General features: G+C 70.1%; 11 protein-coding genes and 1 riboswitch. Of the genes, 9 read left to right on the top strand and 2 right to left on the bottom strand.

Annotated features, from left to right (window positions below; all coding sequences use genetic code 11):
- Window positions 1-39: 39 nt before the first annotated feature.
- The 6 genes from qcrC (at window position 40) to QF027_RS13665 (ending at window position 8,623) form a co-directional block, all read left to right on the top strand.
- Complete coding sequence (gene qcrC / locus QF027_RS13690; protein ID WP_306982648.1) at window positions 40-849, top strand: cytochrome bc1 complex diheme cytochrome c subunit; 810 nt, start codon at window positions 40-42, stop codon at window positions 847-849.
- On the top strand, window positions 846-1,901 hold the full coding sequence (gene qcrA, locus QF027_RS13685; RefSeq protein ID WP_306982651.1) for a cytochrome bc1 complex Rieske iron-sulfur subunit: 1,056 nt from the start codon (window positions 846-848) through the stop codon (window positions 1,899-1,901). Before qcrC ends, qcrA begins: the two co-directional genes overlap by 4 nt.
- On the top strand, window positions 1,898-3,541 hold the full coding sequence (gene qcrB / locus QF027_RS13680) for a cytochrome bc1 complex cytochrome b subunit (RefSeq protein ID WP_306982653.1): 1,644 nt from the start codon (window positions 1,898-1,900) through the stop codon (window positions 3,539-3,541). Before qcrA ends, qcrB begins: the two co-directional genes overlap by 4 nt.
- A gap of 118 nt (window positions 3,542-3,659) precedes the next feature.
- A complete protein-coding gene (gene trpD / locus QF027_RS13675) occupies window positions 3,660-4,724 on the top strand; it encodes an anthranilate phosphoribosyltransferase (RefSeq protein ID WP_307074747.1) in 1,065 nt (354 codons plus the stop codon).
- 70 nt (window positions 4,725-4,794) lie between these two features.
- Window positions 4,795-4,911, top strand: a riboswitch (SAM riboswitch).
- A gap of 119 nt (window positions 4,912-5,030) precedes the next feature.
- A complete protein-coding gene (locus QF027_RS13670; RefSeq protein ID WP_307074745.1) occupies window positions 5,031-6,392 on the top strand; it encodes an aminotransferase class V-fold PLP-dependent enzyme in 1,362 nt (453 codons plus the stop codon).
- Window positions 6,393-6,460: 68 nt separating this feature from the next.
- A complete protein-coding gene (locus tag QF027_RS13665; protein ID WP_307074743.1) occupies window positions 6,461-8,623 on the top strand; it encodes a protein kinase domain-containing protein in 2,163 nt (720 codons plus the stop codon).
- Window positions 8,624-8,626: 3 nt separating this feature from the next.
- On the opposite strand, the gene QF027_RS13660 is transcribed toward QF027_RS13665, so the two are convergent.
- Both QF027_RS13660 and QF027_RS13655 read right to left on the bottom strand, forming a co-directional pair.
- Window positions 8,627-8,908 (bottom strand): Lrp/AsnC family transcriptional regulator, encoded by a 282-nt coding sequence (locus QF027_RS13660; protein WP_306982661.1) that lies wholly within the window; start codon window positions 8,906-8,908, stop codon window positions 8,627-8,629.
- A complete protein-coding gene (locus tag QF027_RS13655; protein ID WP_306982664.1) occupies window positions 8,905-9,645 on the bottom strand; it encodes a rhomboid family intramembrane serine protease in 741 nt (246 codons plus the stop codon). The genes QF027_RS13660 and QF027_RS13655 overlap by 4 nt, the downstream gene beginning before the upstream one ends.
- 171 nt (window positions 9,646-9,816) lie before the next feature.
- On the opposite strand from QF027_RS13655, the gene QF027_RS13650 reads away from it, so the two are divergent.
- From QF027_RS13650 to QF027_RS13640, 3 genes are all read left to right on the top strand, one after another.
- The gene (locus tag QF027_RS13650; RefSeq protein ID WP_020137397.1) at window positions 9,817-10,056 is read left to right on the top strand and encodes a hypothetical protein; all 240 of its coding nucleotides are present in this window, start codon (window positions 9,817-9,819) and stop codon (window positions 10,054-10,056) included.
- A 35-nt stretch (window positions 10,057-10,091) separates the two neighbouring features.
- Complete coding sequence (locus tag QF027_RS13645) at window positions 10,092-11,435, top strand: NYN domain-containing protein (protein ID WP_307074741.1); 1,344 nt, start codon at window positions 10,092-10,094, stop codon at window positions 11,433-11,435.
- A 209-nt stretch (window positions 11,436-11,644) separates the two neighbouring features.
- On the top strand, window positions 11,645-12,682 hold the full coding sequence (locus tag QF027_RS13640) for a C40 family peptidase (RefSeq protein ID WP_307074739.1): 1,038 nt from the start codon (window positions 11,645-11,647) through the stop codon (window positions 12,680-12,682).
- Window positions 12,683-12,882: the final 200 nt, after the last annotated feature.

Raw genomic sequence — 12,882 nt, 5'->3', positions numbered from 1 at the left:
CAAGCATCGACGCAGAAGATCCTGACACCGGGGTAATCCGTGAAAAAGCTCTCCGCACGACGACGCCACCCGCTGGCGGCGCTCGTCGTCCTACTCCTCGCGCTGGCATGCACCGGGGGGCTGTACGCCGTGTTCGCGCCCGCGAGCAAGGCGCAGGCAGATGAAACCGCCCAGTCCCTGGCCATCGACGAGGGCAAGAAGCTCTTCGCCGTAGGCTGCGCCAGTTGCCACGGCGCCGGCGGTCAGGGATCCTCCGACGGTCCGAGCCTCGTGGGCGTGGGCGCCGCGGCCGTCGACTTCCAGGTCGGCACCGGCCGTATGCCGGCCCAGCAGCCGGGCGCGCAGGTTCCGCGCAAGAAGGTCATTTACACGCAGGCCGAGATCGACCAGCTGGCCGCGTTCGTCGCCTCGCTGGGCGCGGGTCCGAACATCCCGACCCAGGCGCAGTACGGCCCCGACGGCGCCGACATCGCCAAGGGCGGCGAGCTCTTCCGTGACAACTGCACGCAGTGCCACAACTTCACCGGCAAGGGTGGCGCGCTGACGCACGGCAAGTTCGCGCCGAGCCTCGAGGGCGTCGACCCGAAGCACATCTACGAGGCCATGCAGACCGGCCCGCAGAACATGCCGTCGTTCCCCGACACCACGCTGTCGGAGCAGAACAAGAAGGACATCATCGCGTACCTGAACGCGGTCAACGGCGACGACACCGTGAGCCCCGGCGGCCTTGAGCTGGGCGGTCTCGGCCCGGTCTCCGAAGGCCTGTTCGCCTGGATCTTCGGCCTCGGCGCGCTGATCGCGGTCGCCGTCTGGGTCGCCGCTCGGACCGCAAAGGCCAAGAAGTCATGAGTAGCCAAGACATTCCAGAAGAGAACCTGCCCGCAGAGCAGGACGCGCACGGCGCGGTAGGCGTCGCGGACGAGAAGGACCCCTTCGCGGACCCCGGCCTCCCGCCCCACGAGCACCGGGTGCAGGACATCGACGAGCGGGCCGCCAGGCGGTCCGAGCGCACGGTGGCCATGCTGTTCACGGTGTCGATGCTGGCCACCGTCGGGTTCATCGCCTCGTACGTGGGCATCCCCCACGACAAGTCGATCTTCGTCTTCCCGATCGGGCACATCAACGCGCTGAACTTCGCGCTGGGCCTGACCCTCGGTCTCGCCCTCTTCTCGATCGGCGCGGGTGCGGTCCACTGGGCCCGCACCCTGATGTCCGACGAGGAGATCGCCGACGAGCGCCACCCGATCGAGGCGTCCCCCGAGGTCCGCGCGAAGGTCCACGCGGACTTCAAGCAGGGCGCCAAGGAGTCGGCGCTCGGCCGTCGCAAGCTGATCCGCAACACGATGTTCGGCGCGCTGGCCCTGTTCCCGCTCTCCGGCGTCATGCTGCTGCGCGACCTCGGCCCGCTGCCCGGCACCAAGCTGCGTCACACCATGTGGCGCAAGGGCCTCCAGCTCGTCAACATGAACACCAACGAGCCGCTGCGTCCCTCCGACGTCGCGGTCGGCTCGCTGACCTTCGCCAAGCCCGAGGGCCTGGAGGAGCACGACGAGGAGTTCCAGACCGAGATCGCCAAGGCCGCCCTGATGATCGTCCGTATCCAGCCGGACAACATCAAGGACAAGCGCGAGCTCGAGTGGTCGCACGAGGGGATCGTCGCGTACTCGAAGATCTGCACCCACGTGGGTTGCCCGATCTCCCTGTACGAGCAGCAGACCCACCACGTGCTCTGCCCCTGCCACCAATCCACCTTCGACCTCTCCGACGGTGCCCGGGTGATCTTCGGCCCCGCCGGTCACGCCCTGCCGCAGCTGCGCATCGGCGTGAACGACCAGGGTTACCTCCAAGCGCTCGGCGACTTCGAGGAGCCCGTCGGTCCTGCATTCTGGGAGCGCGGATGAGCACAAACGAGAGCACCGCGGCCAACGGGTCGCGGCGCGACAAGGCCCCGGCGGGCGAACGCGTCGCCGACTGGGCCGACGGCCGACTGGGGATCTACTCCCTGGCCAAGTCCAACATGCGCAAGATCTTCCCCGACCACTGGTCGTTCATGTTGGGCGAGGTCTGCCTCTACAGCTTCATCATCATCATCCTCACGGGTGTGTACCTGACGCTGTTCTTCCACCCGTCGATGAACGAGGTGGAGTACCACGGCAGTTACGTCCCGCTGCAGGGCCAGCTGATGTCCGAGGCGTTCAACTCGACCATGCACATCTCCTTCGATGTGCGCGGTGGTCTGCTGATCCGGCAGATCCACCACTGGGCGGCGCTGATCTTCCTCGCCGGCATGTTCGTGCACATGATGCGCGTGTTCTTCACGGGCGCGTTCCGCAAGCCGCGTGAGGTCAACTGGCTGTTCGGCTTCCTGCTGTTCGTCCTGGGCATGTTCACCGGCTTCACCGGCTACTCGCTCCCGGACGACCTGCTCTCCGGCACCGGTGTCCGCTTCATGGAGGGCGCGATCCTGTCCGTGCCGATCGTCGGCACGTACCTGTCGTTCTTCCTCTTCGGCGGCGAGTTCCCGGGCGGCGACTTCGTGGCCCGCTTCTACTCGATCCACGTACTGCTGCTGCCGGGCATCATGCTCGGCCTGGTCGTCGGCCACCTGATCCTGGTCTTCTACCACAAGCACACGCAGTTCGCGGGCCCCGGAAAGACGAACAACAACGTCGTCGGCATGCCGCTGCTGCCGGTCTACATGGCCAAGGCCGGAGGCTTCTTCTTCCTGGTCTTCGGTGTCATCGCGGCCATCGCGGCGATCGCCTCGATCAACCCGATCTGGGCCATGGGCCCCTACCGTCCCGACCAGGTGTCGACCGGCGCCCAGCCCGACTGGTACATGGGCTTCTCCGAGGGCCTGATCCGTGTCATGCCGGGCTGGGAGATCAACTTCTGGGGCCACACACTCGTCCTGGGTGTGTTCATCCCGCTGGTGATCTTCCCGCTGGTCCTGGTCGCGATCGCGGTCTACCCGTTCATCGAGGCCTGGGTCACCGGCGACAAGCGCGAGCACCACATCCTGGACCGCCCGCGCAACGCGCCGACGCGTACCGCCTTCGGCGTCGCGTGGATCACCTGGTACATGGTGCTGCTGATCGGTGGTGGAAACGACCTCTGGGCCACCCACTTCCACCTGTCGATCAACGCCATCACCTGGTTCGTCCGGGTCGCGTTCTTCGTCGCCCCGGTCCTCGCGTTCATCGCCACCAAGCGGATCTGCCTCGGCCTCCAGCGCCGCGACAAGGACAAGGTGCTGCACGGCCGCGAGTCCGGCATCATCAAGCGCCTGCCGCACGGTGAGTTCATCGAGGTGCACGAGCCGCTCAGCCAGGAGCAGCTGCACACGCTCACGGCGCACGAGCAGTACGAGCCGGCCGCGATCGGCGCCACGGTCGACGAGAACGGCGTCGAGCGCAAGGTGAAGGGCTCCCAGAAGCTGCGCGCCAAGCTGAGCGAGGCGTACTACGGCGAGGAGTCCCAGATCCCCAAGCCCACCGTCGAGGAGTACAAGGAGATCACGAGCGGCCACGGCCACCACTGATCGCTGCGCTCGCCACGCGCGATGAAGGGCCCCGTCCGAACACCGGACGGGGCCCTTTGCCGTGCCCTGGGCTGGATAGGGTGGGAGCACATTGTTCTACGACATCTGGAGCGGCCCCATGAGCGCTGTGACCCCCGCTGGAGGCGACACCGCGGCGGGCCGTTCCTGGCCCGTTCTGCTCAACGGCCTGCTGGAGGGCCGTGACCTGTCCGCCGACGACACCGCCTGGGCGATGGACCTGATCATGCGCGGTGAGGCCACGGACGCGCAGATCGCCGGGTTCGCGGTGGCGTTGCGCGCCAAGGGCGAGACCGTCCAGGAGATCACCGGGCTGGTCCGGACGATGTACGAGCACGCGAACGTCATCGAGGTGCCGGGCCGGACCGTCGACATCGTCGGCACGGGCGGCGACGGCGCGAAGACCGTGAACATCTCCACGATGTCGGCGATCGTCATCGCCGGCACCGGCGCGAAGGTCGTCAAGCACGGCAACCGGGCCGCCTCCTCCGCGTCCGGCGCCTCGGACGTCCTGGAGAAGCTCGGCGTCAATCTGGAGCTGACGCCGAAGCGGGTGGCCGAGGTGGCCGAGGAGGCCGGGATCACCTTCTGCTTCGCGATCAAGTTCCATCCGGCGCTGCGTCATGTGGCCGCCGCGCGGGGGCAGTTGGGGATCCGGACCACCTTCAACGCGCTCGGTCCGCTGACCAACCCGGCCAAGGTGAAGGCGCAGGCCGTGGGCGTCGCCGACCCCCGCCTGGCGCCGCTCATCGCCGGCGTCCTGGCCGAGCGGGGCAACTCCTCCCTCGTCTTCCGCGGCGACGACGGCTTCGACGAGCTGACCACGACGTCCACGTCCCGGGTGTGGGTCGTGCGCGACGGCAAGGTCACCGAGGAGAGCTTCGACCCGCGGGACGTCGGCATCGAGCTGGTCCCGGTGGAGGCTCTGCGGGGCGCGGACCCGTCGTACAACGCGGAGGTCGCGCGGCGGCTGCTGGACGGCGAGACGGGCCCCGTCCGGGATGCCGTACTGCTGAACTCGGCGGCGGCGCTGGTGGCACTGGACCCGGGTCCGGGGACGCTGGCCGAGCAGATCGGCGCCGCCATGGCGAAGGCGGCCGAGTCGATCGACTCCGGGTCCGCCAAGCGCACGCTGGAGCGCTGGGTGGCCGCGAGCCACGCGTAACGGCACCGCGGTCCCGTCATCCGGACACGGGTTGCGGGACCGCGATCACTTCACGTACGTTCCTGTACCAGGTCATGAGTGACAGTCATGAGGCCCCGGCCGACTGTCCGGCAACCCTCCGTCCGTGGCGGGGTGCCCCGGGTGAAGACCAGGCCGTAGGCAGCGAGGTCTGCGGCAAGCGCGGGCCCCTCTCGAAACCAGGGGTCCTGGTCATCGAGGGAGTCTTCCGTGAGCAAGCGAATGCGATAGGGCGCCGAGCCCCGCCTCCGCACACCCATCTCACCTTTCTTGTCACGGGAGTTCCCCATGTCTGTCTCCACCGCTGCCTCCGCCCTGACCATTTGTGCCCAGCTGCCCGTTCTGGGGCGAGATGTCACCGTCCCTCTCGTCACCGGCGGCGAGGTCACCTACGCGGCCCTCGACTACGCGGCCAGCGCCCCCGCCCTCCAGCGCGTCTGGGACGACGTGGCGGCCTATGCGCCCTACTACGGCAGCGTGCACCGCGGCGCCGGCTACCTCTCGCAGCTGTCGACCGACCTGTTCGAGAACGCCCGCAGGACCGTCACCGAGTTCCTCGACTGCCGGGACGACGACCAGCTGGTCTTCACCCGGTCGACCACCGACTCGCTCAACCTCCTCGCCGCCGCCCTTCCCGCCGACTGCCAGGTCTTCGTCTTCGAGACCGAACACCACGCCTCGCTGCTGCCGTGGAAGGACGCCCGGGTCACCTACCTCGACGCCCCGCGCACCCCGCGGCAGGCCGTGGAGACGCTGGAGAAGGCCCTCGCCGACCGGGACCCCCAGGGCCCGGCCCTGGTGTGCGTCACCGGCGCCTCCAACGTCACCGGTGAGCTGTGGCCCGTACGGGAGCTTGCGGCAGCCGCACACTCCCACGGCGCCCGAATCGTGCTCGACGCGGCCCAGCTGGCCCCGCACCACCCGTTGAGCGTCCGTGACCTCGACGTCGACTGGGTCGCCTTCTCCGGCCACAAGCTCTACGCCCCCTTCGGCTCGGGCGTCCTGGCCGGCCGCGCCGACTGGCTCCGGGCCGCCGACCCCTACCTCGCGGGCGGCGGCGCCAGCCGCAAGGTCACGCGGCGCGAGGACGGCGGAGTGGACGTGGAGTGGCACGAGAGCGCCGCCCGCCACGAGGCCGGCTCGCCGAACGTCATCGGCGCCTACTCCATCGCCTCCGCCTGCCGGGCCCTGACCGAGGCCGGCTTCGACACCCTGGTCGCCCGCGAGCAGCACCTGATCGAGAAGGTGAAGGCGGGCCTCGCCGAGGTGCCCGAGGTCCGCGTCCTCTCCCTCTTCGGCGACGACGCCCCCCGCGTCGGAGTGATCTCCTTCGTCGTCGAGGGCTGGAACAGCTCCCACTTCGCCGCCGCCCTCTCCGCCGAGTACGGAATCGGCGTCCGCGACGGCCTCTTCTGCGCCCACCCCCTCGTCCGCACCCTCCTCGGCAGCGACCCGCAGTCCCAGGGCGAGTGCGGCGCCCCCGAGGCCGCGCCCGGCGAGAAGTCCCTCAACGCGATCCGGGTGAGCTTCGGCGCGGGCACACCGGACGAGCACGTGGAGCGGTTCGTACGCGCCGTCAAGGAACTGGTCGCGGACGGTGCGAAGTGGACGTACCGCACCGAGGACGGCCGCTGCGTCCCGGCCGTCTGACGTACTGACGTCCGGCGCGCGTATACGCTCCCCCTCAGCAGCCGTACGGAAAGCAGGGGGAGCACGGGGTGCAGGAGCTGCGCGAGACGGACCCGCGGACCATCGGGCCCTACGAGGTCCTGGGCAGACTCGGGTCCGGCGGCATGGGCGAGGTGTATCTCGCCGAGGCGCGGGGCGGGCTGCGGCTGGCCGTGAAGGTCGTGCGGGCCGAGCACGCCGAGGACCGTACCTTCCGCGCCCGGTTCCGGCACGAGGTGCGGGCCGCGCAGACCGTCGGCGGGGCGGGCACGTACACCGCGCGGGTCGTGGACGCGGACACCGAGGCCGCGAGGCCGTGGATGGCGACCGAGTTCGTGGCGGGGCCGAACCTGCGGGACGCGGTGCTCGACCGGGGGCCGTTGCCCGCGGACGCGGTACGGCTGCTTGCGGCCGCGCTCGCCGAGGCGCTCGCCGCGATCCACGCCAAGGGGCTGGTGCACCGGGACCTCAAGCCCTCCAACATCCTGCTCTCGCCGGACGGGCCCAGAGTCATCGACTTCGGGATCGTCAGAGCTCTGGAGGGCACGGCACTGACCCGGACCGGCGTGGTCGTCGGGTCGGTCGGCTATCTCTCGCCCGAGCAGATCCGCAACGGCGCCCAGGTGGTGCCGGCCAGCGACGTCTTCTCCCTGGGCGCGGTCCTCGCGTACGCGTCCGGCGGCAAGGAACCGTTCGGCGAGGGGCAGGATTCGGTCGTTCTGCTGCGGATCCTGACCGGGGACGTCGATCTGTCCGCCGTACCGGAGGAACAACTGCCGCTGGTGGAGGCGTGTCTGCGGGACGACCCCGCCGCGCGGCCGACGCCCGCGGAGCTGGTCGCGGCCGCGGGGCACACCGCGGGATCGCTGCGCGAGGGACTGCGGGCGGGGTGGTACACCTCCGGTGCCGCGAAGGAGCCCGAGGCCGCGCAGAGCGGTGCGCGCTGGGTTCCCGCTCACGACTCGGGGGAGCGGGAGAGCCGGGTCGAGTACGTGGCGCCCGTGACCGTCACGGACGTCCCCGCGCCCAGCCATGTCTCACCGACGCCCGCTCGGCCGTCCCGGCGCCGGCTGCTGCGGGCCGCGGTGGGCGGTGCCGGGGTCGTGACGGCCGGCGGTGTGGGCGGGTGGCTGTGGCTGCGGGACTCCTCGGACGGATCCCCGAAGGGCGAGATGGCGGCCGGGGCGACCGGTACGGGGTCCGCGGCCGGCACACCCGCGACGGGCTGGCAGTACAAGGTCCAGGGGCTCGGCGGGCGGCGCGGCCCCTGCGCCGCTCTCTCGCCCGACGGCACACGGGTGTACGTCGGCGGCGCGGACGGCTCGCTGCACGCGCTGGACCTGGACGGGCGGACCGTGTGGCACACCGCACTGGGCGCCGAGGCCATGTCCCCGCTCGCCACCGCGCAGGGCGTGTACTGCCTGCTGGAGGACGACCAGGAGGGCGCCTCCAAGCTGTGCGCGCTCGGCCGGGGCGGCAAGGTCCGCTGGACCAGGGCGTTCGCCGCGAACAGCCAGTTCCTGGTCACCGCGGGGCAACTGATCCTGGTGTCCTACGGCGACGGCTCGGACGCGGGCGGGGTGCGGGCCTACGCCCCCGACGGCAGCGTGCGCTGGTCCACGCCGACCGGGCCGGCGCCCACCGGTGAGCCCATGGTGGCGGACGGGGTGGTCTACGTCGGCACGTTCGGGGACCAGGTGCAGGCGCTGGACGCGAAGACCGGCAAGCTGCTCTGGGCGACGGCGGCCGGCCTCGACACCGGGCGGCCCGCGCTGGTCGGCGACACGCTGGTGGTCGGATCGGGCGGCGAGCAGATGCTGCACGGCATCGGCCGCAAGGGCAAGCCGCTGTGGAACGCGACCAACGACAAGGTGTACGGCAGCCGTTACTTCACCTGCGTGCCCTTCGGCGGCCTGGGCGTCACCGCGTCCGACTACGAACTCGCCGCCCTGGACCCCGCCGACGGGTCGACGGTGTGGTCCTTCCAGTTCACCGACGACGGAACCCAGTACAGCAACCCGACGGTCTTCGGCGACACCGTCTACGCACGCCACGGCTCGACGCTCTACGGCGTCAACCGCAAGGGCAAGCAGATCTGGCGGAAGCGCGTCGAGGGCGGCGCCTCCGTCGGCACCCAGTCGCCTGTCGTCCGGAGCGGCCGCGTGTACGTCGCGACCGCCGACGGCATCACCGTGCTCGCGCTCGACTCCTAGGGTCTAGCCGTCGAGGCCGATCGCGAACGCGGCCTCCAGGTCGTGCTGGGAGTAGGTCCGGAACGCCACGTGCGTGTCCGTTCCCTCCACGCCCGGGATCTTGCTGATGCTGCCGGGGATGACCTCGGCGAGGTCCTCGTGCTGCTTGACCCGGACCATGGCGATCAGGTCGTAGGTGCCCGTGACGGAGAAGACCTCGCTCACGGAGTCCAGCGCGGCGATCCGCTCCGCGATCTCGGGGATCCGGTCCACGCTGGTCTTGATGAGGACGATCGCGGTGATCACGGCTGGTTCTCTCCCTCGGGGGACGGAGCTGGGGCGGACTTCACTCTAGTGGTACGGCCGAAGCGCACCCACGCGAAGACCAGGCCCAGGCCGAAGCCCACCAGGTGGGCCAGGTAGGCCACCCCCGGGCCTTCGGAGGCGCGGCCCGCCGCCAGCCACTGCAGCGCCGCCCAGAAGGGGAGCACGACCCAGGCCGGGAAGCGCAGCGGGAGGAAGAAGAGGAACGGCAGGAGACTGGTCACCCGGGCTCCGGGGAAGAGGAACAGGAACGCGCCGAGGACCGCCGAGATCGCCCCGGAGGCACCGACCAGGGACTGCTCGGAGTCGGCGTTGGCGGCCGCGTAGCCCAGCAGCGCGAGATAGCCGCAGCCGACGTAGAAGAGGAGGAACTGCACCCGGCCCATCCGTTCCTCGGCCATCATCCCGAAGACGTAGAGGAAGAGCATGTTGCCCAGCAGATGCACCCAGCTGCCGTGGACGAACAGCGCGGTGGCCGGGGTGAGGGCGGCACCGGGGGAGTTCGCGAACAGCTCGGCCGGGACCACGCCCCAGCGGTGGAAGTAGGCCCGCTGAGCGGCCAGGGCCGCGTCCCCGGTGCCGTACGCCGGATCGAGCCCCGAGGCAGGGCCGACCAGGAAGATCAGAGAGCACAGGGCGATCAGACCGTAGGTGACCGGTGCCGGCCCCCACAGCGACCTGTTCGCTCCACCGACCGTCACCCTCCAGTTACTGATCACGAACACAGAGCATGGCGTAACAGGACGCACCCGCACAGACCGCCTCGCCGTCGGACAGGCCCTGTGGACGCCCGAGCGGCGAGTACCCGCCAGGCCTTAGGGTTACGAGCCACACGCACCGGGACGCCGGTGTGTCACGGACAATGGCTAGTAGGAAAGAGCACAGTCACGATGACGGTTCCCCTCCCGACCGCCTCGACCCGGTGGCGCTGCACCCTCTGCGGCAACCTCACGCGCTTCGACGTGACCCGCTCGTCGAAGGTCGTCGAGTACGTCCACCTCGATCTGGCCGGAGAGCCGAAGGTCGAGGAGCGCGAGGTGGTCAGTGAGACCATCGAGTCGGTGCGGTGCCGCTGGTGCAACGCCGTGGACCAGGTGGAACTCGTGGACAGGCCGGGCGCCGACTCCTGACAGAGCCGGCCCCGCACAGTGATGGGGTGTGACGGATGGTGGAGACACAAGGCGGGGAGCCGGGCGACGGCGCCGCCGAGGTGCTCGACCGTCCGCTGCCCGACGGTGTGCGCCGCAGGGTCGTGCACATCGTCTCGGAGGGCTTCGGCGGGCTGACCGTCGGCGAACTGCCCGCACAGCTCAGGCAGTACGCGCGCTTCGCGCCGAACCGGCGGGCCAAGTTCGCGGGCAACGCCATGGCGGCCGCGCTGGAGACCGATCCGTTGTTCCGTCAGCGGATCGGGGAGAAGTTCAGAGAGGTCCAGCCGGAGCTGGCCGGTGCGCTCGACTCCGGTGCGCCGCCCCCGGCCGCGGATCCGCTCGATGTGGCGGCCGCGGCCTATGTTCTGCGGCCGACCGGCTGGGTCAAGCTGGTCACCGCGGCGGGCGAGGAGGCCCTGCGGGCGGACGCCGAGCGGGCCGACGAGGAGAGCCGCGCCGAGCTGGAGCGGCTGCGCGAGGAGGTCGCCGCCGCCCGCGACCAGACGCGCGCCGAGACCGAGCGGCTGCGCACCGAGCTGGAGTCCGCCAAGAAGGAAGCCGAATCGCTTCACCGAAAGCTGCGCGCGGCACTCAGTGACGTCAAGCGTGGTGAGGCGGCCCTGCGCAAGCTTCAGGGCGAGATGGAGACCGTACGCACCGAGGCGCAGACCCAGGTGTCCGCCGCCGAGAGCGAGTCCCGGCGCCTGAAGGCTCGCCTCGGGGAGTCGGAGGCCGCTCTGGAGGCCACGCGCAGAGCGGCGCGAGAGGGGCGCAGTGTCGAGGACATGCGCGTGCGTCTGCTTCTGGACACCGTTCTGGACGCGGCCCAGGGGCTGCGGCGGGAGCTGGCGTTGCCGCCGGTCTCCGTGCGGCCCGCCGAGACGGTGGACGCGGTCGAACCGGGCCGCATGACCCCGAAGGACATCGCCGCGCGGGCGCTGTCCGAGAACGACCCCGCGATCCTGGACCAGCTTCTGGCCCTGCCCCAGGCGCACTTGGTGGTCGACGGCTACAACGTCACCAAGACCGGCTATCCCCAGATGCCGCTGGAGAAGCAGCGCCTGAGGCTCCTGGGGCAGCTCTCCCAGCTCGCCGCGCAGACCGGGGCGGAGGTGACCTGTGTCTTCGACGGGGCCGAGCTGGCCGCGCCCGTGCTGCTCGCGCCGCCGCGCGGGGTGCGGGTGCTGTTCTCCAAGGCGGGCGTCACCGCCGACGAGTTGATCCGCCAGCTGGTGCGCGCCGAGCCGCCCGGACGGCCGGTGATCGTCGCCTCGACCGACCGCGAGGTCGCCGACGGCATCGCCAAGGCGGGGGCGCGCCCGGTCGCTTCCGCGGTGCTCCTGAAGCGGCTGTCCTAAACATCAAAGTCCAGGCTGAATGACCGAATTAGCCGTATCGTCACGCAACGTAGTGTCAAGTTGACCTCACTGCATGTGAGTTATGTGCAAAGAATGCAGGGCGTGACGAGATTTTGCTCCTGAGGATTTGAACTGATCACGGGTAGGTCACTAGGGTCTGGGCTCGAACCTCCGAGCGGGTGATCACTCAAAAGAAGGAGTTCACCTCCGTGGCGTCCCACCGTCGACCCAAGCAGCCGAGCCGTACGCGCGTGACCGTGCTCACGACCGCAGCCGCTGCCGCCGTGGCCCTCAGTGCCAATGCCGCCAACGCCGCGCCCAGCGAGAAGCCGAGCAAGGACGAGGTCAAGGCGAAGGTCGACGCCCTCTACGAGCAGGCAGAGCAGGCCACCGAGAAGCTCAACGGCGCCAAGGAGAAGCAGGAGAAGCTCCAGAAGGAGATCTCCACCATCCAGGACAACGTGGCCCGCGGCCAGGACGACCTGAACGAACTGCGGGACTCCATAGGCCTCGCCGCCGCCGCGCAGTACCGCAGCGGCACCATCGACTCCTCGCTCCAGCTCTTCCTGTCCTCCAACCCGGAGGACTACCTGGACAAGGCGTCCACCGCGGACCAGCTCAGCTCCCAGCAGGTCGAGGCGCTGAAGAAGATCCAGGAGAAGCAGCGCGAGCTGGCCCAGGACCGCGCCGAGGCCTCCGAGAAGCTCAAGGACCTCTCGAGCACCCGCACCGAACTGGCCAAGCAGAAAAAGGCCGTTCAGGGCAAGCTCGCCGAGGCGCAGAAGCTCCTCAACACGCTGACGGCCGCCGAGAAGGCAGCCCTCGCCGCCGCCGACGCCCGCGCCAGCCGCTCCGCCAGCGAGCGCGTGGACCTCGGTGACGCCACCGCCGCCTCCTCCCGGGCCCTGGCCGCCTTCCATGCCGCCCAGACCCAGCTCGGCAAGCCGTACGTCTACGGCGCCACCGGCACCGCCTCCTACGACTGCTCGGGCCTGACCTCCTGGGCCTACGCCCAGGCCGGCATCACCATCCCGCGCACCTCCCAGGCCCAGGCCAACGCCGGCACGCGCATTTACAGCATGAGCGACCTCAAGGTCGGCGACCTGGTCATCTTCTACGGCGACCTGCACCACGTCGCCCTGTACGCGGGCAACGGCCAGGTCATCCACGCCCCGCGCACCGGCACGGTCGTGCGCTACGAGTCGATCAACAACATGCCGTTCCAGTTCGGCGTGCGCATCAACTGAGCCTCCTGACCGCTCAAGATCGCGACGACTCGCCGCCCGTTCGGGCGAATCGCGACAACCACAACTGACCGCCCGCCCCGCCCATGACCTGCGTCATAGGCGGGGTGTCACGTTGTGCGCCCCCGGAGGTCGTTGGATACGCCCCCGCCGCGGGGCTACTGTCGGCCGCGTTTCCCCCTCGCCGGGGAACGTCTCTGTCC

This window comes from Streptomyces canus (assembly GCF_030816965.1).
Taxonomy (GTDB): domain Bacteria; phylum Actinomycetota; class Actinomycetes; order Streptomycetales; family Streptomycetaceae; genus Streptomyces; species Streptomyces canus_E.
Note: the sequence above shows the minus strand (reverse complement) of the source record. Positions and strands in the feature narration are given on the sequence as shown.